This window comes from Streptomyces sp. NBC_00285, from assembly GCF_036174265.1.
Taxonomy (GTDB): Bacteria; Actinomycetota; Actinomycetes; order Streptomycetales; family Streptomycetaceae; genus Streptomyces.
Genome location: NZ_CP108055.1, coordinates 8,187,312 through 8,207,430, shown reverse-complemented (window position 1 = coordinate 8,207,430; position 20,119 = coordinate 8,187,312). Strand labels below are relative to the sequence as shown.

Below are 20,119 nucleotides of genomic sequence, written 5' to 3'. Positions count from 1 at the left end.
TGGCGTACGTGCCATGTCGACCCGCTTCCCACCCCTCACCGTCCACGGAGCACCGCGCACCGCGCGCATCCATCCGCGAAGGTTCGTCACCGAGGAGCAGCAAGCAAGCGTCCACTCCATGGCGGCCCAACCTGGGTGCGGCCCTCAGGCAGCACCCTCACGCCTTCGGTCGGCTCCCAGAACAAGCCGGATTTCATGCCGAGTCCTGCGTCACCTCCCCCGCGTCAGCGGCCTTCTTTTTTTGCCAGCAGCAGTTCCTTGAGCTGCTCGAAGCTGCGTCTCCTGCGGGCCGCGAAGTGGACGCTCCACGAGCTGTCGTCGGACAGCTCGGTCATCAGTGCGTCCCAGACCAGGTCGAAGCTCTTGGTGAGCGTGATGTCGCCGCGGCCGGACCCGAACAGGGGCAGACAGACCGAGCTGAGGGACAGGCCCAGTTCGCGGCGCTCACGGCGGGCCACCTCGAAGATGTTGTGCGTGGCCCGGCTGATGGCGTGCGGGTTGACGACGTACTCGCCGGTGCCGTCCACGGGCGTGACGACGGCCGCGTGGTAGATGCGCTGGACGTTGCGCTCGGCCAGCGCTCCGGAGGGGGTCGGTGCGACGGTGCCCTCCCGGACCGGGAGGCCGTAGCGGGCGTGGTCGCGCAACCAGGCGATGAGGCTGTCGCCGGCGACGTCCTTGAGGATCTCGCCGCCGTCGCCCTTGATGGCGGCGGCCCGGCGCAGACTGCCCGAGGTCGACGACTTGAAGAACTGCGACATCTGCAGATAGATGTTCTCCGACGACGCGATGATGTCGATACCGGACAGTTGTTCCAGCAGGCCGCCGTGAATGAAGAACGGAGTGACGGAGGAACCCGTCCGCACGACCACCGGCCCGAACAGTTTGTGCTCTGCCAGAAACTCCTCGCCCCGCGCCCCCGATTGCGCATGGGTGGGCGCGCCCGAAACGGACTCCTCGGGAAAGGGCTCCCCCAGGGCCTTGTCCAGATTGGTCCGCAGCGCCCGTACGAGCCGCCCGTCCGGGCGGGGTTTGATGATGGAGGAATGGTCACCGGGCAGCACGGCGGCCTCGGGAAAGACCCCCACGGCGGAGGCGGGCGAGACCACGTTGTCGCTCTCGCCCGCGTAGGACATGAAGGGGATCGGGCAGCGGTCGCTCGACACGTGCCGGGCGTGCACGATGCCTGTCAGCACCCGGCGTTGGGCCTCCTGCACCGATGCCTGCAACGGCCTCAACTCGCGTTCCTGATTGCTGCCGATGGCGCCCAGGAGGCTGCGGCGCAGCAACAGGAAGAGTTCCGAACCGTTGTTGGGACAGGCGAACATCACCACCCGCCGGATGCGGGCGAGTTCCCACCCGCGGCCCTCGGCGAGCATCCTCGACAGATAGCGCTGGACCACGAGTCCGCCCTGGCTGTGGGTGACGAACACCAGACGCTGATGCGGGTCCGGCTGACCGTCGAGATAGCTTTTGAGGCTGTCGGCGACGGTGTCGAGGTTCGGTATTTTGCGCAGTGGGTTGATCGATGTGCGGGGCGTCGCGTAGTCGAAGAAAAGTAATTCGAAATCCTGTGCAAGGCCGGGCGCCGCCGATAACTCCGCACTGAGGTCACGCCAGGTCTCGGACGAGGAGAACAGCCCGTGGACGAAGACGATCGCGGCCGTGCCCTCCATGCTTCCCCCCGTCCCGGTTCCCAGGAATATAACCGTCCCGGTGCCGCGCCAACCGTCCTTTCCGGGTGCCGCACAGGTGCTTGCTGTCCCCTTCCTGTGAGTCCGCTGATTCTCATCCTTCGTTCAGCGAAGCCACAGGGATCACCCAGAACCCGGCCCGATGGTCGTCACAACCACCGCTCGGAGACCTGGAGTACGTGCCATGACGACCCTCGCCCCACCGCCCGCGCCGACCGCCCAGGACGGCAGGCACCGGGCCGCGCCGCCCGCCCCGAGCAACCGGCTGCGCAGGCTGTTCACCGGTGCCCCGGAGGACCCCCGCTGGGCCCGCCCCGCCCTCTGGGCGATCCTGGTGCTGGCCACGGCGCTGTACGCCTGGAACCTGTCGTCCATCACCGGCAACACCTTCTACGACGCGGCCGTCTGGTCCGGCACCAAGAGCTGGAAGGCGTTCTTCTTCGGCGCCCTGGACTCGGGCAGCTTCATCACGGTCGACAAACCGCCGTTCGCCCTGTGGGTGATGGGGCTCTCCGCCCGCGTATTCGGTTACGGCACCTGGCAGTTGATGCTGCCGATGGTCGCGGTCGGCACCGGTTCGGTGGCCCTGCTGTACCGCATGGTCAAGCGGGACTTCGGAGCCGTCGCGGGCACGATCGCCGCACTGGCGCTGACCCTCACGCCGATCACCGTCGCCATCACCCGGGACACCAACCCCGACCCGATCCTGGTCTTCCTGATGCTGCTCGGCGCGGCCGCGCTGATGAAGGCCGTGCGCACCGGCCGGCTGATGCCGCTGGTGTGGTCGGGCGTCGCCATCGGCTTCGCGTTCAACACGAAGATGATGCAGGCGTACGTGGTCCTGCCGGTCTTCTTCCTCGTCTACCTGTGGGCGGCCCGGGGCAGCCTGGGCAGGCGCATCCGCAATCTCGCCGTCGGCACCGTCGCCCTGGTCGTCTCCAGCGCCTGGTGGATGGTGGTCGTCGACCTCATCCCCGCCTCCTCCCGGCCGTACATCGGCGGCTCCACCGACAACACCGTGTGGGACCTGGTCATCGGCTACAACGGCTTCGGCCGGATCTTCGGGGCGAGTTCCTCGGTGGGCTCGCAGGGCAACGGCGCCAGCTTCGGCGGTGAGGCGGGCCTGTACCGGCTGTTCAACAGCATCATGGGCGGGCAGATCTCCTGGCTGATCCCCTTCGCCCTGATCGCCCTGGTCGGCGGTCTGGTGCTGCGCGGCCGGGCTCCCCGCACGGACGCCAAGCGGGCGGCGCTGCTGCTGTGGGGCGGCTGGTTCGTCCTGCACTACCTGACCTTCGCGCTCGCCGAGGGCACCTTCCACCCGTACTACGTCACCGCCATGGCTCCCGGCATCGCGGCTCTGGCCGGTATCGGCGGCGTGATGCTGTACAGGGCCTTCCGTGAGGGTGCGGCGGCGAAGTGGGGCTGGGTACTGCCCGCGGCGATCGCGGCGAGCGCGGTGTGGGCGGTCGTCCTGCTCCAGCGGGTCTCCGGCTCCGGGACGCTGTACACGGTCGCCGAGGTCGTGGCCGGGGTCGCGGGTGCGGTCGCCGTGATCGGGCTGCTGCTCGGCCGGTTCACCGGGCGGCAGCGGCTGACGGGCATCGCGGCCCTCGCCGCGGTCGTCGCCCTGCTCGCCGGTCCCGCCGCGTACTCGGTGTCCGCTGCCACCTCCGGCACCAACGGCACCAACCCGACGGCCGGTCCGAGCACCGGCGGCATGGGCGGGGGCATGGGCGGCGGGGGCCGGCGCCCGAGCGGCTCCACGAACTCCGGCAGCCAGTCCATGGGGCAGCCCCCGTCCGGAACCGGCTCCACCACGAGCGGGTCCAGGACGGCCGCCGGTGGCGGCATGGGCGGCGACACCCAGGTCTCCTCCGCGATGATCACGTACCTGAAGAAGAACCAGGACGGCGCCACCTGGCTCGTCGCGGTCGCCACCGACCAGACCGCCTCCTCGATCATCCTGGAGTCCGGCCAGCCGGTGATCTCCATGGGCGGCTGGTCCGGCTCCGACAACGCCATGACCCTCGCCAAGCTCAAGAGCCTCGTCAAGTCCGGCACGCTGCACTACATCGTGATCAGCAGCAGTGGCCAGGGCTCCTCGAACTCCGAGATCTCCACCTGGGTCAAGAAGAACGGCACGGCGGTGAGCGCCTACAGCGGTCTGTACCGCCTGGACGCCTCCGACGTCGGCTGACCGCCCACGCGGGTGCACAGAGGGCGGGCCGCCGGTGAACACACCGGCGGCCCGCCCTCGTCGTCGTCCGTTCAGGCGGCCGCGGGAGCCGCGGGAAAGCCCGGTGTACGCAGCACCCCGCGCCCGGCGTCCACCGCGAAGACCTCGCAGCCGGGCAGGGAGGCGGCCCAGTCGACGCCCTCGGGGCCCATGGCGAAGGCCGCCGTGGCGACCGAGTCGGCCTCGGTGAGGGTCGGGGCGACGACGGTGAGGCTGAGCAGACCCGTCGCCGGGCGGCCGGTGCGGCCGTCGAGGATGTGGTCGCCGCGCTCGTAGCGGGCGGAGGTCGCGACCGCCCCGTCGGTCAGCGACAGCACCGTGCACAGCTTGTCGGCGTGTTCGGGGTGCCGTACGCCGACGCGCCAGGGGCCGCCGGCGGCGACCACGTCACCGCCGGCGTTGAGGACGAACCGCGTCGCGCCGGCCGAGGCCAACAGATCCGCCGCCCGCTGCACCGACCAGCCCTTGACGACCGCGCAGGGGTCGAGACGGCGACCGGGCAGCCGTACGTCGAAGGCTCCTCCGGTGGCCTGCCGGTAGTGCTCGCACAGGGCCAGGATCTCGTGCAGGTCCGCGCTCAGTTCGGCCGTGGACAGCTCGCCGCGGTCGTACCGCGACACCTCGCTGTCCTCCTTGAAAGGGCTGAACCGGGCGTCGACCTCACGCAGCCATGCGAAGACCGCGTCCGCCACGGACTCGGGCACGCCGTCGTCGTCGACCCGCAGCGAGACCGGGAAGCCCATGACGTGTTCGACACGGTGCAGCATGCTCGGTTCCTCAGCCCTTCGCGTCGATCGCGGCCTGGAGGGACTCCTTGTAGCCGTCACTGGTGATGGTCGCACCGGACACCGTGTCGATGTCCGCGCTCTGTGCCTGCAGCGTCTCCGCGACCAGCTGCGGCACGGCCGCGGTGGTCTGCGGATGGTTCGGCTGCTGGAGCATCTGGACGGCGCTGATCTTGTCGCCCGCGAAGGTCACCTGGACCTGCACGGTGCCCTTCTCCGTGTCGACCGCGGTGCCGTCGACGGTCTTGGACGACTGCTCTGTGGCGGAGACGGACGGGGAGGACGAGGCCGCGGACGCCGTCTTCGCGTTGTCGTCGATCGCGGCCTGGAGGGACTTCTTGTACGCCTCGCTGGTGATCGTGGCACCGGAGACGGTGTCGATGTCCGCGCTCTGCGCCTGCAGCGTCTCCGCGACCAGCTTCGGCACGGCGGCCGTCGTCTGGGGGTGGTCCGGCTGCTGGAGCATCTTCACGGCGCTGATCTTCGTGCCCGCGAAGGTCACCTGGAGCTGTACCGGGCCCTTCTCGGTGTCGATCGTCGTGGTCGTCACCACGTTGGTGCCGGACGTGCCGGAGGAGGAGGTCGACGTCGGTGCCGGCGTGGTGCTCTGGACGGTGGAGGTGGCGGCCGACGGCTGGTAGAGCCACACGGGGACCAGGCCCGCGATGCTCAGGACGACGACAGGTATGGCTCGTTTCACGGTGTCTTCCTCATCCCGCCAGGCTGAAGCGCTCGAAATGGGTCTGCGCCTTGGGCACGTTCAGCTCCCGCAGGCTGCCCAGCACGGCGTTCATCATCGGGGGCGGTCCGCACAGGAAGACGTCCCGGTCGGCGATGTCGGGCACGAGGCGGGCCAGCTCGCCCGCCGCCAGCTTGTCGGGCACCGGCGGACCGGTGACCAGGTGGAGTTCGGCGCCCTTGGCGATCGCCAGGTCGCGCAGCTCGTCGTAGAGGACGGCGTCCCGGTCGGAGCCGACGCGGTAGATGACCACGGCGTGGCCGTGCAGCTCCTCCAGGAGCGCCCGGATGGGGGTGACGCCGACGCCGCCGGCGATCAAAACGGACTCGGAGCGGGTGCGGTGCAGGGCGGTGAAGGCGCCGTAGGGGCCCTCGGCGAAGACGCGGGTGCCGACCTTGAGGTGCCTCAGGGCGGCACTGCCCTCGCCTGCGGCCTTGGCGGTCAGGCGCAGGGTCCTGCCGTCGGGGGCGGCGGACAGGGAGAAGGGGTTGGCCTGCCACCAGCGGTCGGCGGTCAGGAAGCGCCACAGGAAGAACTGACCTGCGCGGGCGGGCAGTTGGTCGAGGTCCTTGCCGCTGATGTAGACGGAGACGACGTTGTCGCTCTCGGGGACGACGGCGGTGACCCGGAACTGGTGGCGCCAGTTCCGCCACAGCGGGAGCACCGCGCGGCCCAGGGCGACCGAGCCGAGGGCGACGCCCCAGACGCCGTACCAGTAGGCCGTGGCGAGGGACGAGGACGTGAAGGTCGTACCGACGGAGACCTGGTGGGTGAAGGCCAGGACCACGGCGACGTAGGTGTACAGGTGGATGAAGTGCCAGGTCTCGTAGGCGAGGCGGCGCCGGGCGTAGCGGGCGGAGACCGCGCCGATCACGAGGATCAGGAAGAACGCGACGACCGCGCGGAACACGCCCTCGGTCGTTTCCGCCAGGTCGACGATCTCGCCGATGGGGCCCACGTCGGTGCCCTCGGCGTAGCCGAAGCTGATGAAGACGACGTGCCCGAGGAGCGTCCACAGGAGGGCGAAGCCGGTCCAGCGGTGCCAGGAGGTGAGCCGGTCCATGCCGATGCGGTGGTCGAGCCAGGGCAGGCGGGCCACGAGGACCAGCTGGAAGGCCATCACGAGGGCGGCGTACAGGCCGGTGAGGCGGCCCAGCACGATGAGCGCGTTGGAGGCGAAGCCCGCCTGGGTGAAGAACCAGGCGACCACCGCCGCGTTGGCGGCCAGCACGGCGTAGAGCCCGGTGCGGGCCACCACCCTGGGGCGTTTTATCGCCGTGGGGGGCGAGGGGGGTGATTGGACGGTCGTCACGGACTAGCTCCTTGATGGGGGCCTGGGTAACCGAGCTTCTCCGGCGGGAGCTGTCGATTCACTGTCGTACAACTTTCAAGAGCCTATCGATATGCTCTCGCGGGCCACCCCGGGCTTGGTTTCCGGCCGCGGTGAAGCACTATGAGCAGGTGGAAAAAGTACGACTCCTCGTCGTGGACGACGACCCGCCGATCGCCGATCTCGTGGCGACGGTCGCCCGCTACGAGGGCTGGGAGGCGGTCACCGCGAACTCCGGCGAGGAGGCGCTGAGCCGCGCCGCGGAATTCCGCCCCGACATCGTGGTGCTCGACCTGATGCTGCCCGACATCGACGGCTTCGGCGTCCTGGACCGGCTGCGGCGCTCGGGGACGATGGTGCCCGTCGTGTTCCTCACCGCGCGGGACGCGGTCGCCGACCGGGTGGCAGGGCTGACCCGGGGCGGGGACGACTACCTGGTCAAGCCGTTCGCGGTGGAGGAGCTCATGGCCAGGCTGCGGACGGTGCTGCGGCGCAGCGCCGGGCCCGGCTTCCAGCGCTCGGTGCTCCAGGTCGCCGACCTCACGATGGACGAGGACACCCGCGAGGTGCGCCGCGGCGACAAGCTGCTCACGCTCACCCCCACCGAGTACGAGGTGCTCCGGTACCTGATGCGCAAGTCACCGACCGTGCTGACCAAGGCGCAGATCCTCGACCATGTGTGGGAGTACGGCTTCGGCGGGCGCTCCAACGTCGTCGAACTCGTCGTCAGCCGGTTGCGCCGCAAGCTCGACGACACGGGCGAGCCGCTGATCCAGACCGTGCGGGGCTTCGGGTACGTGATCCGGCAGGCGGCCGAGTGAGATCCCTGCTGATCCGGCTGCGCTCCGCGTACCGGCGGATGCGGCTGGGCACCCGCCTCGCGCTGGGGCTCGGGGTGCTGGCCCTGGCGGTGTTCGGCGTCGTCGGCACGGCCCTGACGACCTACATGCGGGACTATCTGTCGGCCCAGCTCAACGAGCAGCTGTCGCTCGCCCAGGTCGCCCAGTCGAAGAGCATCGCGGAGTCCGGCACGCTGGCGGGCAAGAAGTACTGGAACTGGTACTACGCGGTGTACGACATCAAGGACGGCGTCCCCGAGCTGCGCAAGCCCGAGGATCCCACCGATCTACCGAAGGACGTCGCCGAGTTCACCACCGTCGCGAAGGCGCAGACCACCGCGCACACCGAGGTGGTGGCCACCGAGCATCTGCAGGGCGAGGGCGACTACCGGCTGCGGGCCTGCGAGGTCGAGCCCGGGGTGGTCCTGGTGAGCGCGGCTCCCATGGACGACATCGACGCGACGGTACGGCGGCTGATCACGGTCCAGGTCGTGGCCTTCGGGCTGGCCCTGCTGGTGCTGGTGGTGATCGGCCGCAAGTTGCTGCGGCGCGGTCTGAAGCCGCTGAGCGACATGGCGTACACCGCGCACGGCATCGCCTCGCACGACCTCACCGAGACGGCCGCCCGGCTGCCGTTGCGTGCCGACAAGCGGGGCGGCGGTCCGGAGGTCGAGGAGCTGCGGACCGCGTTCAACACCATGCTGGAGCACATCGACGACTCCCTCGCGGTCCGCGCGGAGGCCGAGCAGCGGCTGCGCCGGTTCGTCGCGGACGCCTCGCACGAGCTGCGCACGCCTTTGATGTCCGTACGGGGCTATGCGGACCTCTTCCAGTACGCCGCCGCGAACGCTCCCGAGGAGCGCGACAAGCACCTGGCCCGGCTGCGCGCCGAGGCCGCCCGCATGGGGTTCCTCCTGGACGACCTGCTGCTGCTCGCCCGCCTGGACGCGGCGGAGGTCGAGACGCCGCTGCGGCCCGTCGAGGTGGACCTGGTGGAGCTGGTGGAGCACACGGCCGACGCGTTCCGCGCGAGCCACCCGGACCATCCGCTGACGGTGGCGGCGGGCCCCCTGGCCCTGAAGCTGCGGCTCGACCCGCAGCGCGTCCGCCAGGTCCTGGACAACCTCCTCACCAACGCGGCCATGCACACCCCGCCGGGCACCGAGGTGTCGGTCGGGGTGCGGGTACGGGACGGGAGCGCGCGGGTACGGATCGCCGACGCGGGTCCCGGCATCCCGGCCGCCGACCAGGAGCGGGTCTTCGACCGCTTCTACCGCGTCGACAAGGCCCGCAGCCGGGACCGGGGCGGCAGCGGACTCGGCCTCGCGGTGGCCGTCTCGCTGGTCCGGGCCCACGGCGGCTCGATCGAGCTGACCAGCGAGCCCGGCGCGACGGTGTTCACGGTGTCGTTCCCGCTGAGTCTTACGAAGCCGTGACGTGACGGCGCGGACCGGCCCCCCTGGCCGGTCCCGGCCCTAGCGTGGCCGCATGCGTGTACTGGTCACCGGCAGCGCCGGCTTCATCGGGTCCCGGATCGTCGAGGCGCTCACGGCGCACGGCCACGAGATCGTCGGGTACGACGTCCGGACCGACCCGGCGTGCGACGTGCGGGACCCCGACGCCGTCCGGCGCGCCCTGGCGGGCGTGGACGCGGTGTGCCACCAGGCGGCGATGGTCGGCCTGGGCGTGGACTTCGCCGACGCCCCGCTCTACGTCTCCCACAACGACGTCGGCACGGCGGTCCTGCTCGCGGCGATGGCGCAGGCGGGGGTACGGCGGCTCGTGCTCGCCGGGTCGATGGTGGTGTACGGCGAGGGCCGCTACACCTGCGCCCGGCACGGGACCGTACGGCCGGGTCCGCGAGCCGTCGCCGACCTGGACGCGGGGCGCTTCGAGCCGCGGTGCCCGCAGTGCGGCGCGGACCTCTCGCCCGGTCTGGTCGGCGAGGACGCCCCGGTCGATCCGCGGAACGTGTACGCCACGACCAAGCTCGCCCAGGAGCACCTGGCGGCGGCCTGGGCGCGGGCCACGGGCGGTGCGGCGGTGGCGCTGCGCTACCACAACGTGTACGGCCCCGGCATGCCCCGCGACACCCCGTACGCCGGTGTCGCCTCCTTCTTCCGCTCGGCGCTCGCCCGCGGCGAGGCACCCCGTGTCTTCGAGGACGGCGGTCAGCGCCGGGACTTCGTGCACGTACGGGACGTGGCCGCGGCCAACGTGGCGGCGCTGGAGGCGAGTTCACCCGCCGGCGCGCTCACCTCGTACAACACCGGCAGCGGCGAGCCGCACACGGTCGGCGAGATGGCACGGGCGCTGGCGGACGCGTACGGCGGCCCCGCCCCGGTGGTGACCGGGGAGTACCGGCTCGGGGACGTACGGCACATCACGGCGGACTCGGCGCGGCTGCGGGCGGAGCTGGGGTGGAAGGCGGAGGTCGGATTCGCCGAGGGAATGCGGGAGTTCGCGGGCGCGGGGATGAGGGGCGCGTAGTCCGCGGTGGGACCGGTGGTGCTGCCCGCGTAAGAAAGCGGCCGTGGGCAGCACCACCTTTGGCTCCGGGGCCCGGCCGTCGGACAACCCGGACCGGCTCGGCCGACGGCCACCGCCGCGCCTGAACGCGGCCCGGCTCAGGCGGCCGTCGCGGGGAGCAGCACCTCGAAGCGGCAGCCGCCCGGCACGTTGCGTACGGTGGCCCGGCCCTCGTGCGCCTCGACGATGCCCCGGACGATGGCGAGCCCGAGTCCCGCTCCGGCGGGCGGTGTCCGGGCGTGCGTGCCGCGCCAGCCGGTGTCGAAGACGCGGGGCAGGTCCTCCTCGGGGATGCCTCCGCAGCCGTCCGTGACGGACAGGAGGACCCCCTCGGGGCGGTGCTCGGCGGCGATCGCGACGGTGCCGTCGGCCGGTGTGCGGCGGATCGCATTGACGAGCAGATTGCCCAGCACCCGGCTCATCTCCTTGCCGTCCACCTCGACCGGCACGGCCGCCACCCGGTCGCCGACCAGCCGTACGCCGTGCTCGCGCGCCAGCGGGTCGACGCCGGCGAGGGCGTCCGAGACGAGGTCGTACAGGGAGATCCGGCTCGGGCTGAGCGCGAGTGCCCCCGCGTGGATGCGGGAGAGCTCGAAGAGGTCGCCGACCATGTCGTTGAGCCGCTCGACCTCGGTACGGATCTGCCGCAGATAGCGGGCGGGGTCGGCGGCGACGCCGTCCTCCAGGGCCTCGGACATCGCGCGCAGACCGGCGAGGGGGGTGCGCAGGTCGTGGGAGATCCAGGCGACGAGTTCGCGCCGGGAGGACTCCAGGGCACGCTCCCGCTCCCGGGACTCGGCGAGCTTGGCGCTGGTTGCCTCCAACTCGCGGCTCAGATATGTGAGTTCGGCGGTGGTGGCGCCGCCGGGCGAGGTGAAGTCGCCGCCGTCACCGAAGGAGCGGGCGGCGAGCGCGAGGGCCCGGCTGCGGGCGGCGACCCAGCGGCCCAGCAGCAGGGCGGTGACGAGGGAGACGACGGCGGCCATCAGGGCGACCGTCCAGACGACGCTCAGGTCGTGCCCCGACAGGAACATGGCCTGGGCGACCGCGAGGGTGCCCGCGAGCATCGCGGTGACGGCGACAGCGGCGACCACCGTGAGGTGCAGGGCGAGCGAACGGCGCCGGATCAGCAGCAGCACGAAGGCGCCGAGGAGGCCGGCCGCGACGGCACCGAGGAAGGAGTAGAGGGCGATGAGGAGGGTGTCGCGCATGATCAGGCCTCCGTTTGTGGGCCGTCGAAGCGGTAGCCGACGCCCCACACGGTCTGGATCAGCCGGGGCCTGGCCGGATCGTCCTCGACCTTTCCCCTGAGCCGGCGCACATGGACGGTGACGGTCGACAGGTCGCCGAAGTCCCAGCCCCACACCTCGCGCATCAGGTCCTCCCGGCCGAACACCCTGCCGGGATGCCGCAGGAAGAAGGCGAGGAGGTCGAACTCACGGATGGTCAGGGCGAGTTCGATACCGCCCTTGAGGGCGCGGCGGCCGACCGGGTCCACCGAGAGGCCGGCGGCGGTCAGGAGGCCGGACGGCTGGGAGGGGCGGGTGCGGCGCAGCACGGACTCCACGCGCAGGACCAGCTCGCGCGGGCTGAAGGGCTTGGTGACGTAGTCGTCGGCGCCGACCTCCAGGCCCAGGATCCGGTCGTCCTCGTCGCCGCGGGCGGTGAGCATGATGACCGGGACGGGACCGCGGCCCCGCATCCGGCGGCACACCTCCAGGCCGTCCATGCCGGGCAGCATCAGGTCGAGGACCACGAGGTCCGGCCGGTGCGCGGCGGCCCGGGCCAGCGCGTCGGGGCCGTCGGCGGCCCGGTCCACGAGGTACCCGGCCCGGTCGAGATACCCGGAGACCACTTCGGCGACGGTGGGGTCGTCGTCGACGACGAGGACCCTGGGCCGGGTCTGTGCGTACTGCTGCCTGTCCATGCCGCCAGCCTCGCACCGCGCGCGCGATTGTGCCGCCGACGGCCGCTGACGTCCTTGTTTCGTAAGGAGCCGAAGTCCTTTTTGCCGGTTTTGCGCTCGTAGGGTGAATGTCGTGACGACCCCTTCCGTAAACCGACCGACGGCGTCCGTGGACGTCGTGCTGCCCTGCCTCGACGAGGCCGAGGCACTGCCGTGGGTGCTGGAACGCATCCCGCCCGGCTGGCGCGCGCTCGTCGTGGACAACGGCTCCACGGACGGCTCGGCCCGTATCGCCCACGCCCTGGGCGCGACCGTCGTCCGCGAGGAGCGGCGCGGTTTCGGCGCCGCCTGCCACGCCGGACTGACCGCGGCCACGGCCGACATCGTGTGCTTCTGCGACTGCGACGCCTCGCTGGACCCGGCGGACCTGGTGCCCTTCGTGCACGAGGTGCTGGCCCAGGAGGCGGACCTGGTGCTCGGCCGGCGCCGCCCGCAGGCCCGCGGCGCCTGGCCGCCGCACGCCCGGGCGGGCAACCTCGCGCTCGCCCGGCTGCTGCGCCGCCGTACCGGGCTGCGGCTGCACGACCTGGGCCCGCTGCGGGCCGCCCGCCGGGAGCCGCTGCTCGCCCTCGGCCTGACGGACCGGCGCAGCGGCTACCCCCTCCAGATGGTGGTGCGGGCGGCCGACGAGGGCTGGCGGATCGCCGAGCACGACGTCCCGTACCACCCGCGCACCGGCGCCTCCAAGGTGACGGGCACCTGGCGCGGCACCTGGCAGGCGGTGCGGGACATGAGCCGCGTCCTGAACGAAGAAGGGGTCCACGCGTGACCACACTGCTCGTCATCGCCAAGGAGCCGAGGCCGGGCCGGGTCAAGACCCGGCTGACACCGCCCTTCACCCCGAAGGAGGCGGCGGCGCTGGCCGAGGCGTCCCTCGCGGACACCCTCGACGTGGTGGCCCGCACTCCCGCCCGCCGCCGGGTGCTGGTCCTGGAGGGCGCGCCCGGCCCCTGGCTGCCGCCCGGTTTCGAGGTGGTACGGCAGTGCCGGGGCGGTCTCGACGAACGACTGGCCGCGGCCTTCGCGGGCTGCGACGGCCCGGCCCTGCTGATCGGCATGGACACCCCCCAGGTCACCGAGGCACTGCTCACGGTGGACTTCGCCGACTGCGACGCGTACTTCGGCCCTGCCGAGGACGGCGGCTTCTGGGCGCTGGGTCTTGCGGCACCGGATCCGAGCCTGCTGCGCGGGGTGCCGATGTCGGTACCCCACACCGGCGCGGCCCAGCGGGCCCGGCTGACCGGGCTGCGGGTGCGGGAGCTGCCGCTCCTGCGGGACGTGGACACGGCCTACGACGCGGAGCTGGTCGCGAAGGAGGCCCCGGACGGGCGGTTCGCGGCGGAGCTGGCGCGGATGGCCGGGGCGAGCCGGTGAGCGGGGTTCGGGAGACGGCTGTCCGGGTCGGCCGGCAGAGCGGTGCGGCCACGCCGGACGGACTGTCCGGCTCCGGAACCGACACGGCACACCGGCAGCCGGCCGGCAGGGCCGACGAGCGGCGACGGGATGCCCGGCCCACGGGCACGGACGCAACGGACGCGGATGACCCGTGGGCCCGGCTCCTCGATCCCGCTCCCCCCGCCGATCCCCACACCCCGTACGACGACGGCACCTGGTCCTCCGACCCCTACGCCCACGCCCTGCGCACCGGCCGGGGCCCGCTGTTCCTGCGCCGCTCCGACGGCCGGCTGCTCCTGCTCGAACTGGAACGCTGGTGCGCGGAGGCGGACGCGGCGGATCTGGAGGTGCTGCGGCGCTGTGAGGGTGCCGTGCTGGACGTGGGCTGCGGGCCTGGCCGGCTGGTCGCGGCGCTCGGCGCACGGGGCCGGACGGTGCTGGGCATCGACGTGAGCGAAGCGGCTGTCTCCCGTACCGTCGCGCTCGGCGGGCAGGCCCTGAGGCGGTCCGTCTTCGAGCCGCTGCCCGGCGAGGGCCGCTGGAGCACCGCGCTCCTCATCGACGGCAACGTCGGCATCGGCGGCGACCCACGAGCCCTGCTCGACCGGACGGCCGAACTCCTCGCCCCGGGCGGCCTGTTGATCGCCGAGACGGTCACAGGACCGGATCTCGACGAGCGGGTCCAGGTGCATGTCACCGACGCCCGGGGAGCCGCCGGCAGCCCGTTCCCGTGGGCCCGGCTGGGCACCGCGGCACTGCTGCGGCACGCGGCCCGCGCCCACTGGGCGCCCGTGGATCAGTGGACGGCGGGCGGCCGTTCCTTCGTCTCCCTGCGCCGCCGCGGGACCCTCGCCCCTCCCCGCCGTACGACGAACACGAGCGCCGAACCGCCGAACAGCACGGCCGTCACCAGTAGCCAGCGGGCCAGGAAGCCGTCCGGGGACAGACCGGTCGCCGAGGCGTAGCGGTCGGCGACCTGCCCGCCGATCATCGGGAACCACACGAGCAGGAGCAGCAGGGAAAAGGCGGCGGGGACCCGGACGTACAGGACGTGCCGGCCCGCCGTCCTGACGAGGACCCGGTCCGCCGCCGCGTACAGCGGCAGCAGCACCAGGTCGTGCAGGACGGCCGCCCCCGCGAACCACAGGCCGACCCCGAACCAGTCGTCCCCCAGCAGCCGCACCCCGGCGTACCCGGCCAGCGCGAACGAGCAGACGAGCAGCAGGAGTTGAAGGGGGCGGCCGAGGGGGATCCGCATCACAGGTCTCCGAACGTCAGCCGGGCCACCCACTTGGTGTTCAGCACACCGGGCGCCGCGGGCACGATGATCCGGGCCGGGTGGCCGTGATCGGGGGTCAGGTCCTCGCCGTTGACGGACAGGGCGAGCAGGGAGCGCGGGTCGGCGACCTGGTTGGCACGCAGGGCGGCCCGCCGGAAGGAGCCGTGCCGTTGCAGCGACTCCACGAAGACGTCCGGCGGATCGTCCTCGTAGCCGACGAGCGCCGCGAGGTCCCGCAGCCGCACTCCGCGCCACCACTGGTCGGAGGTGGACCAGCCCTCCACGCAGGCGATGGGCAACGCCGAGCTGTGCAAAGGGAGTTGGAGGAGGTCGGCGCGACTCAGCCGGACGGTGCGGCCCGCGCGCCCCACGACGACCAGCCGCCAGGCCTCCGCGCTCGCCTCCACCGGGTCGATCCCGGCGTACGCGGCGGTCTTGTTGATCTGGAAGCCACCGGGTCCGGAGGCCGGTTCGCCGCCTCCGTGCGGGGCGAGGAGGGCGGTTCGGCGGAGCACGCCGTCGAAGCTCCGCCCGGCCGTGGTGAGGAACAGCAGCAGTGAGCCGCCCCCGACGAGCCAGAGGGCACCGCGCCGGGACACGGTCGGCTCGGCGGGGTCCGGCGACACCAACTCGGTTTCCTCTTCCCGGAGTCGGCGCAGGTTCCGCAGGGCGAGCGGCAGCTTCAGCACGGCGTGGGCGAGGAACGCGGCGAAGAACACCCACGCCCCGTAGAAGTGCAGCGGGTAGAAGGAGCCCGGGAAGACGTAGTCCAGCTGGACGTTGAGGACTCCGGTGACGAACTCGAAGAGCGCGCCGCCCACCAGCAGCAGGAGGGAGATCCGTTCCAGGGCGTGCGTGAGGGAGCGTGCGGGCGGCAGCGTGAACAGCTTGGGCACCACCGACCACAGCTTGGCCAGCAGGACCGGGATCAGCGTGATGCCGAGGGTGACGTGGACGCCCTGGTTCAGCCGGTACAGCCAGTGCGGGTCGGTCGGCCAGGAGAAGAGGTAGAACCCGAGGAGCCCCTTGTCCGGGGTCTTGTCGTTCACCGGCGACAGGTCCGGGTTGTAGGCGGCGTACGACAGCAGCCCCGTCACGAACAGCAGCGTGATCCCGCCGAGGAGCACGATGCCGAGGACGGAGGTGAGCCAGGGGCCGCGCAGCGGGCTGCGCCAGAAGGACGGGGAGAAGGGAGACCGTGCCATGCCCCGACCGTAGGCCCGGCCCGGCCCGGAAACGGGTCCGCGAACCATGACGAAAGTCTGACGTCCGTGCACGTCAGCCGCCCGGAGGCGGCCACGCGGCCTAGCGTGCCCCCGTGAACAGGAATCTCCTTCGTGACCTGTACGCGGCCGGGTGCGCCGCGGTCCTGGTGGTGGCCGCCGTGCTCGTCGGCCGGGTGCTCCAGCACCGGGACGGCTCGCTGCACGTCGACTGGCCGCCCCTGCTGGCGAGTTGGGATCCGCATGTGGGCCCCGGCACCCCGGCGGCGATCGTCGTCGCGGTCGCGGTGGTGGCCTACGGCCCCGCGCTCGCCGCCCGGCTGCCCTGGCGCCCCCTGCTGCTCACCGTCTGGGGCGCGGGCATGGCGTGGACCTGGTCGCTGGCCCTGGTGGACGGCTGGCAGCGGGGCGTCGCCGGGCAGCTGACGAGCAGGAACGAGTACGTCCCGGCCGTCGACCGCTTCCACGACATCCCGGCGGCCCTGCGGGACTTCGACCGGCACATCCTGATCGGCTCCCCGGACAACTGGGGCGCCCATGTCGCCGGGCACCCGCCGGGCGCGACCCTCACCTTCGTCCTGCTGGACCGGATCGGGCTGGGCGGCGGGGGCTGGGCGGGAACCTGGTGCATCACCGTGGGCACGACGGCGGCGGTCGCGGTCCTGATCGCCGTACGAACCCTCACCGACGAGTCGCTCGCCCGCCGGGCCGCGCCCTTCCTGGTCCTGGCCCCGGCCGCGGTCTGGGTGGGGACCTCCGCGGACGGGTACTTCGCGGCGGTGGCCGCGTGGGCCGTCGCCCTGCTCGCCCTCGCGGTCCGGGGGCACCGGCCGGGACCGGCCGGCTTCGCCTCGGGGCTGCTGTTCGGGCTGACGGTGTATCTGTCGTACGGCCTCACGCTGATGGCCGTCGTCGCGGGGGCCGTGCTGCTGCTGGGGTCCCGGCGGCCTCTCGGGTTCGTCCTGGCCGGGTTCGTGGTGGTGCCCCTCCTGTTCACCGTGCTGGGGTTCGACTGGTGGGAGGCGTACCGGCTGCTCGTCACCCGGTACCACCAGGGGGCGGGCGGGGTGCGGCCGTACGGGTACTGGGTGTGGGCGAACCTGGCCGGGACGGTGTTCATCGTGGGGCCGGCGACGGTGGCGGGGGTGCGGCGGGCCGTCGTGCGTCTGTGGAGGCGTCGCGGCTCGCCGCGCCCCGTGTCCGCGCCGCCGGACCGTGGTGAGCTGCGGCTCGGGCTGCTGGTGTGCGCCGCGCTCCTGGCCCTGCTCGTCGCCGATCTGTCCGGGATGAGCAAGGCGGAGACCGAGCGGATCTGGCTGCCGTTCGCGGTGTGGCTGCTGCCGGCGTGCGCGTTGGTGACGGGGGCGCGGGGGTGGCTGGCCGGACAGGCGGTGCTGGCGCTGCTCGTCAACCACCTGTTGCTCACCGGGTGGTGAGGCTCGGCGACGAACGGCCGGGCACCCCCGCGCGAGAAGTCGGTCAGCAGGTGGCCACGCCGGGCAGCCAGTCCGGGCCCTTGATGTAGATGACGGTCATCCACGAGCCGTCGGTCAGCTTCGCCCAGGCGTCGTTGGTGTACCCCTCGGCCGTGACCTGCTGGGCGTGGGCCTGGCAGACCACGTTGACCGTGGTCGGCTGCGCGAAGTAGTCGACCACGCCCGCGTTGACGTTCGGCTCGCTGTGGGTGCGCACGCCGGTGCCCCAGGTCTGGAACGCCTTGCTGCCACCGGACGGCGGCGGGGTGCTGCTGCCGCCGCAGTCGGGGATGCCGGGCAGCCAGGCCGGGCCCTTGATGTAGATGTTGGTCACCCACGAGCCGTTGGCGAGCTTGGACCAGGCGTCGTTGGTGTAGCCCTCCGCGGTCACGGTCTCCGCGTGCTCCTGGCACTGGACGGACACCTGGGTCGGTCCGGCGAAGGTGTCGACGGTGGTGGAGCCCACGCTCGGCGACCTGTGGGTGCGCACACCGGTGCCCCAGGTCTCGAAGACCGTGCCGCCGTTCGCGGGCGGCGGGACGGGGGTGCCGGAACCGTTGATGCGGACCGCGCCCGCGTAGTCGCCGCCGGTGCGCACGGACGTGACCCTGATGTGGGTGCCCGACTCGTACGCCTCGACCATCTGGCCGCCGCCCAGGTACATGGCGACGTGGTGGATGTGCCCGCTGCCCCAGAACATCAGGTCGCCCGGCAGCAGCGGGGCGGTGCCCTGCCCGGCGGAGAACCGGGCGGCGGCCTGCGAGGTGTTGAACTGGTCGTTGGCCGTGCCGTTGAGGAGGTCCTGGCCGGTCGCCCGGTAGTAGGCGTACCGCATCAGGCCCGAGCAGTCGAAGCCCTTGCGCTCACCGTCGTGGAGGCTGTCCGGGTCGGAGCCGTCGTAGTAGCCGTAGCTGGCCCCGGGCGTCGCGGCGTGGCCGCCGCCCCAGCTGTACCAGACGCCGACCTGCGAACAGGCCGCGTCGACGGCGGCCTGTGCGGTGGCCGAGGCGCCGGACGCGAGGACACCGCAGGTGGCGTCCTGGGCGGCGTGCGCCGGGGCGGAGAAGAACGCGGTGAGGGCGAGGGCCGAGGCGCCCAGGATCGCGCCGCTGGTCCGACGGCGGGTGCTGATGGTCTTCAAGGGACTCTTCCTTCGTGGACGTTTCACGGACGTGCGGTCACCGGATGCCGGTGGCCCCGGTGGGAGACGGACGGGTGACGCAGGTGCAGAACCCGGGTGGCTCACCCCACCCCCGTGGGGGTGTGCCACCCGGGTCAGTTGTGCAGCGCGGCGCGCATCTTGGCGAGGCCGCGCAGGCGGTTGCGCTGGACCGTGCCGCGGTGGGCGCCGAGGCGCTCCCCGGCCGTGTCGTGGGTGAGCCCCTCCAGGTCCACGAGGATCACCGCGGCGGCCTCCTTCTCGGAGAGCGTGCTCAGCAGTGCGAGGGCCGTGGCGGAGGCCTCGTAGGAGGCGAGCCCGCCGTCCCAGCCGGCTTCCGGCAGTTCGTCCGTGGTGCGTTCGCGGCGGGAGGGGTGCTGCCAGGAGTCGCGCAGCAGGTTGAGGGCGACGGCGCAGGTGTAGGCGTACGGATGCTGCTGCCGCGTCAGGTTCTGGGTGCGGGCCCGCCGGGAGAGCCTCAGGTAGGTCTCCTGGAGCAGGTCGTCGGCGTCGTGCGGATTGCCCGTCAGGGCGAGCAGCCGCCTCCGCAGCCGCGGCATGTCGGCCGTGAAGGACGCGTCGAAGTCCCCCGGGCTCATCCCGTGGTCGGCCTCGCGCGGCGGTGGCGGACAGGTGGCGTGACTGTGGCTCATGTCTTTCCCCCTTGTGGTGATCCCGTGCGGTGCTCTTGGTGCGGTGCTCGTCGTGCGGTGTCGGTCGTGCGGTGCTCGTCGTGCTGTGTCCGCTCTGCGGTGGTCAGGCCGCAGGGCGGGGCGGGTCGGCGGGGCCGTAGCGGGCGGCCGGTACGCGGCGCAGCAGGGCCCAGTACCGGTCGCCGTACGACCAGTGCCACCACTCGGTCGGGTAGTTGACGAACCCGGTCGCGTGCAGCGCCCGGCCCAGCAGGGCCCGGTTCGCGCGTGCCTCGGCGCTGACGCCGGGTCCGTCGGTGCGGCAGGCACCCTCGCTCTCCTCCGGGGTGGCGTTGACCTCGGTGCCGAGCGGCAGTTCCCGGCCCGCGCGGTCGCACAGGGTCAGGTCGACCGCGCCGCCGCTGACATGCGGGGCGACCTCGGGCGGCGAGATGTACGCGCTGGCCAGTTCGCGGATCCGCTCGGGAGGCGCGTCCGGGTGGGCCCGGCGCAGGGTCGCCGCGTACTGCTCGAAGTAACGGCGCTGAAGGTCCGGCGGCCGGTACCCCTCGATCACCAGCAACCCGATCCCCGCGGGCAGCAGCCGCTGCGCCCGCACCAGCCGCTCCAGCGCGCCGGACCTCAAGTGGGCGTAACTGCCCTCGTCGTCGGCCTGCCGGGGATCGAGCCGTACCCGTCCCTCGGTACGCAGATCGACGAGCGGCTCCCCGCATTCGTCCGGTACGACCGCGGCGACCCGAGGATCGGCGAGCGTGATGATGTCTGTCACGAGAAGAGAGTCGCGGACGTCCCTGCAATTGCTCTGCAGATCGCC

The 20,119-nt window shown here is 72.3% G+C and carries 18 protein-coding genes; 8 read left to right on the top strand and 10 right to left on the bottom strand.

Translation table 11 applies throughout. The annotated features are described in order from the left end of the window. Positions 1-224: 224 nt before the first annotated feature. On the bottom strand, positions 225-1,676 hold the full coding sequence (locus OHT57_RS37690; RefSeq protein ID WP_328751251.1) for an alpha/beta fold hydrolase: 1,452 nt from the start codon (positions 1,674-1,676) through the stop codon (positions 225-227). Between the two features lie 202 nt (positions 1,677-1,878). On the opposite strand from OHT57_RS37690, the gene OHT57_RS37685 reads away from it, so the two are divergent. Then, positions 1,879-3,894 (top strand): ArnT family glycosyltransferase, encoded by a 2,016-nt coding sequence (locus OHT57_RS37685; protein ID WP_328751250.1) that lies wholly within the window; start codon positions 1,879-1,881, stop codon positions 3,892-3,894. A gap of 71 nt (positions 3,895-3,965) precedes the next feature. Here OHT57_RS37685 and OHT57_RS37680 read toward each other — a convergent pair whose 3' ends face one another. From OHT57_RS37680 to OHT57_RS37670, 3 genes are read right to left on the bottom strand one after another with little or no spacing between them, the layout of a single operon-like run. Beyond that, a complete protein-coding gene (locus tag OHT57_RS37680; protein ID WP_328751249.1) occupies positions 3,966-4,700 on the bottom strand; it encodes an FAD:protein FMN transferase in 735 nt (244 codons plus the stop codon). 10 nt (positions 4,701-4,710) lie between these two features. Then, positions 4,711-5,418, bottom strand: a complete 708-nt coding sequence (locus OHT57_RS37675) for an FMN-binding protein (RefSeq protein WP_328751248.1) — start codon at positions 5,416-5,418, stop codon at positions 4,711-4,713. Between the two features lie 10 nt (positions 5,419-5,428). Then, positions 5,429-6,769 carry a ferredoxin reductase family protein gene (locus tag OHT57_RS37670; protein ID WP_328751247.1) on the bottom strand — a complete coding sequence of 447 codons (1,341 nt, stop codon included), beginning with the start codon at positions 6,767-6,769 and terminating at the stop codon, positions 5,429-5,431. 149 nt (positions 6,770-6,918) lie between these two features. Between OHT57_RS37670 and OHT57_RS37665 the strand changes: the two genes are divergently transcribed. The 3 genes from OHT57_RS37665 to OHT57_RS37655 are packed head-to-tail and all read left to right on the top strand — an operon-like array spanning position 6,919 to position 10,116. After that, the gene (locus OHT57_RS37665; RefSeq protein WP_328751246.1) at positions 6,919-7,608 is read left to right on the top strand and encodes a response regulator transcription factor; all 690 of its coding nucleotides are present in this window, start codon (positions 6,919-6,921) and stop codon (positions 7,606-7,608) included. A 5-nt stretch (positions 7,609-7,613) separates the two neighbouring features. Beyond that, positions 7,614-9,062: a sensor histidine kinase gene (locus OHT57_RS37660; RefSeq protein ID WP_328753441.1), complete on the top strand. Its 1,449-nt coding sequence runs from the start codon at positions 7,614-7,616 to the stop codon at positions 9,060-9,062. A gap of 52 nt (positions 9,063-9,114) precedes the next feature. Continuing rightward, positions 9,115-10,116, top strand: a complete 1,002-nt coding sequence (locus OHT57_RS37655) for an NAD-dependent epimerase/dehydratase family protein (RefSeq protein ID WP_328751245.1) — start codon at positions 9,115-9,117, stop codon at positions 10,114-10,116. A gap of 137 nt (positions 10,117-10,253) precedes the next feature. On the opposite strand, the gene OHT57_RS37650 is transcribed toward OHT57_RS37655, so the two are convergent. Further along, entirely contained in the window at positions 10,254-11,366 is a 1,113-nt protein-coding gene (locus tag OHT57_RS37650) for a sensor histidine kinase (RefSeq protein ID WP_328751244.1), read from the bottom strand. A 2-nt stretch (positions 11,367-11,368) separates the two neighbouring features. Then, entirely contained in the window at positions 11,369-12,082 is a 714-nt protein-coding gene (locus OHT57_RS37645) for a response regulator transcription factor (RefSeq protein WP_328751243.1), read from the bottom strand. 103 nt (positions 12,083-12,185) lie between these two features. On the opposite strand from OHT57_RS37645, the gene OHT57_RS37640 reads away from it, so the two are divergent. The 3 genes from OHT57_RS37640 to OHT57_RS37630 are packed head-to-tail and all read left to right on the top strand — an operon-like array spanning position 12,186 to position 14,481. After that, complete coding sequence (locus OHT57_RS37640; protein ID WP_328751242.1) at positions 12,186-12,890, top strand: glycosyltransferase family 2 protein; 705 nt, start codon at positions 12,186-12,188, stop codon at positions 12,888-12,890. Next, positions 12,887-13,495 carry a TIGR04282 family arsenosugar biosynthesis glycosyltransferase gene (locus tag OHT57_RS37635; protein WP_328751241.1) on the top strand — a complete coding sequence of 203 codons (609 nt, stop codon included), beginning with the start codon at positions 12,887-12,889 and terminating at the stop codon, positions 13,493-13,495. Before OHT57_RS37640 ends, OHT57_RS37635 begins: the two co-directional genes overlap by 4 nt. Further along, entirely contained in the window at positions 13,492-14,481 is a 990-nt protein-coding gene (locus OHT57_RS37630) for a class I SAM-dependent methyltransferase (protein ID WP_328751240.1), read from the top strand. The genes OHT57_RS37635 and OHT57_RS37630 overlap by 4 nt, the downstream gene beginning before the upstream one ends. Positions 14,482-14,773: 292 nt before the next feature. Here OHT57_RS37630 and OHT57_RS37625 read toward each other — a convergent pair whose 3' ends face one another. Then, positions 14,774-16,000, bottom strand: coding sequence for a molybdopterin-dependent oxidoreductase (locus tag OHT57_RS37625; RefSeq protein ID WP_328751239.1), 1,227 nt, complete (start codon positions 15,998-16,000; stop codon positions 14,774-14,776). A 113-nt stretch (positions 16,001-16,113) separates the two neighbouring features. On the opposite strand from OHT57_RS37625, the gene OHT57_RS37620 reads away from it, so the two are divergent. Further along, on the top strand, positions 16,114-17,454 hold the full coding sequence (locus tag OHT57_RS37620; protein WP_328751238.1) for a hypothetical protein: 1,341 nt from the start codon (positions 16,114-16,116) through the stop codon (positions 17,452-17,454). 43 nt (positions 17,455-17,497) lie between these two features. Here the strand turns inward: OHT57_RS37620 and OHT57_RS37615 are convergent, their stop codons facing one another. The 3 genes from OHT57_RS37615 to OHT57_RS37605 form a co-directional block, all read right to left on the bottom strand. Continuing rightward, positions 17,498-18,634 carry a C40 family peptidase gene (locus OHT57_RS37615; protein ID WP_328751237.1) on the bottom strand — a complete coding sequence of 379 codons (1,137 nt, stop codon included), beginning with the start codon at positions 18,632-18,634 and terminating at the stop codon, positions 17,498-17,500. A 134-nt stretch (positions 18,635-18,768) separates the two neighbouring features. After that, complete coding sequence (locus OHT57_RS37610; protein WP_328751236.1) at positions 18,769-19,305, bottom strand: RNA polymerase sigma factor; 537 nt, start codon at positions 19,303-19,305, stop codon at positions 18,769-18,771. A 103-nt stretch (positions 19,306-19,408) separates the two neighbouring features. Continuing rightward, positions 19,409-20,074 (bottom strand): M15 family metallopeptidase, encoded by a 666-nt coding sequence (locus tag OHT57_RS37605; protein ID WP_328751235.1) that lies wholly within the window; start codon positions 20,072-20,074, stop codon positions 19,409-19,411. Positions 20,075-20,119 lie beyond the last annotated feature (45 nt).

Excerpts from the sequence above, each read along its gene's own strand:
- OHT57_RS37625 (WP_328751239.1), bottom strand. The coding sequence starts at position 16,000 with ATGGCACGGTCTCCCTTCTCCCCGTCCTTCTGGCGCAGCCCGCTGCGC.
- OHT57_RS37610 (WP_328751236.1), bottom strand. The coding sequence starts at position 19,305 with ATGAGCCACAGTCACGCCACCTGTCCGCCACCGCCGCGCGAGGCCGAC.
- OHT57_RS37685 (WP_328751250.1), top strand. The coding sequence starts at position 1,879 with ATGACGACCCTCGCCCCACCGCCCGCGCCGACCGCCCAGGACGGCAGG.
- OHT57_RS37645 (WP_328751243.1), bottom strand. The coding sequence starts at position 12,082 with ATGGACAGGCAGCAGTACGCACAGACCCGGCCCAGGGTCCTCGTCGTC.
- OHT57_RS37690 (WP_328751251.1), bottom strand. The coding sequence starts at position 1,676 with ATGGAGGGCACGGCCGCGATCGTCTTCGTCCACGGGCTGTTCTCCTCG.
- OHT57_RS37650 (WP_328751244.1), bottom strand. The coding sequence starts at position 11,366 with ATGCGCGACACCCTCCTCATCGCCCTCTACTCCTTCCTCGGTGCCGTC.
- OHT57_RS37655 (WP_328751245.1), top strand. The coding sequence starts at position 9,115 with ATGCGTGTACTGGTCACCGGCAGCGCCGGCTTCATCGGGTCCCGGATC.
- OHT57_RS37680 (WP_328751249.1), bottom strand. The coding sequence starts at position 4,700 with ATGCTGCACCGTGTCGAACACGTCATGGGCTTCCCGGTCTCGCTGCGG.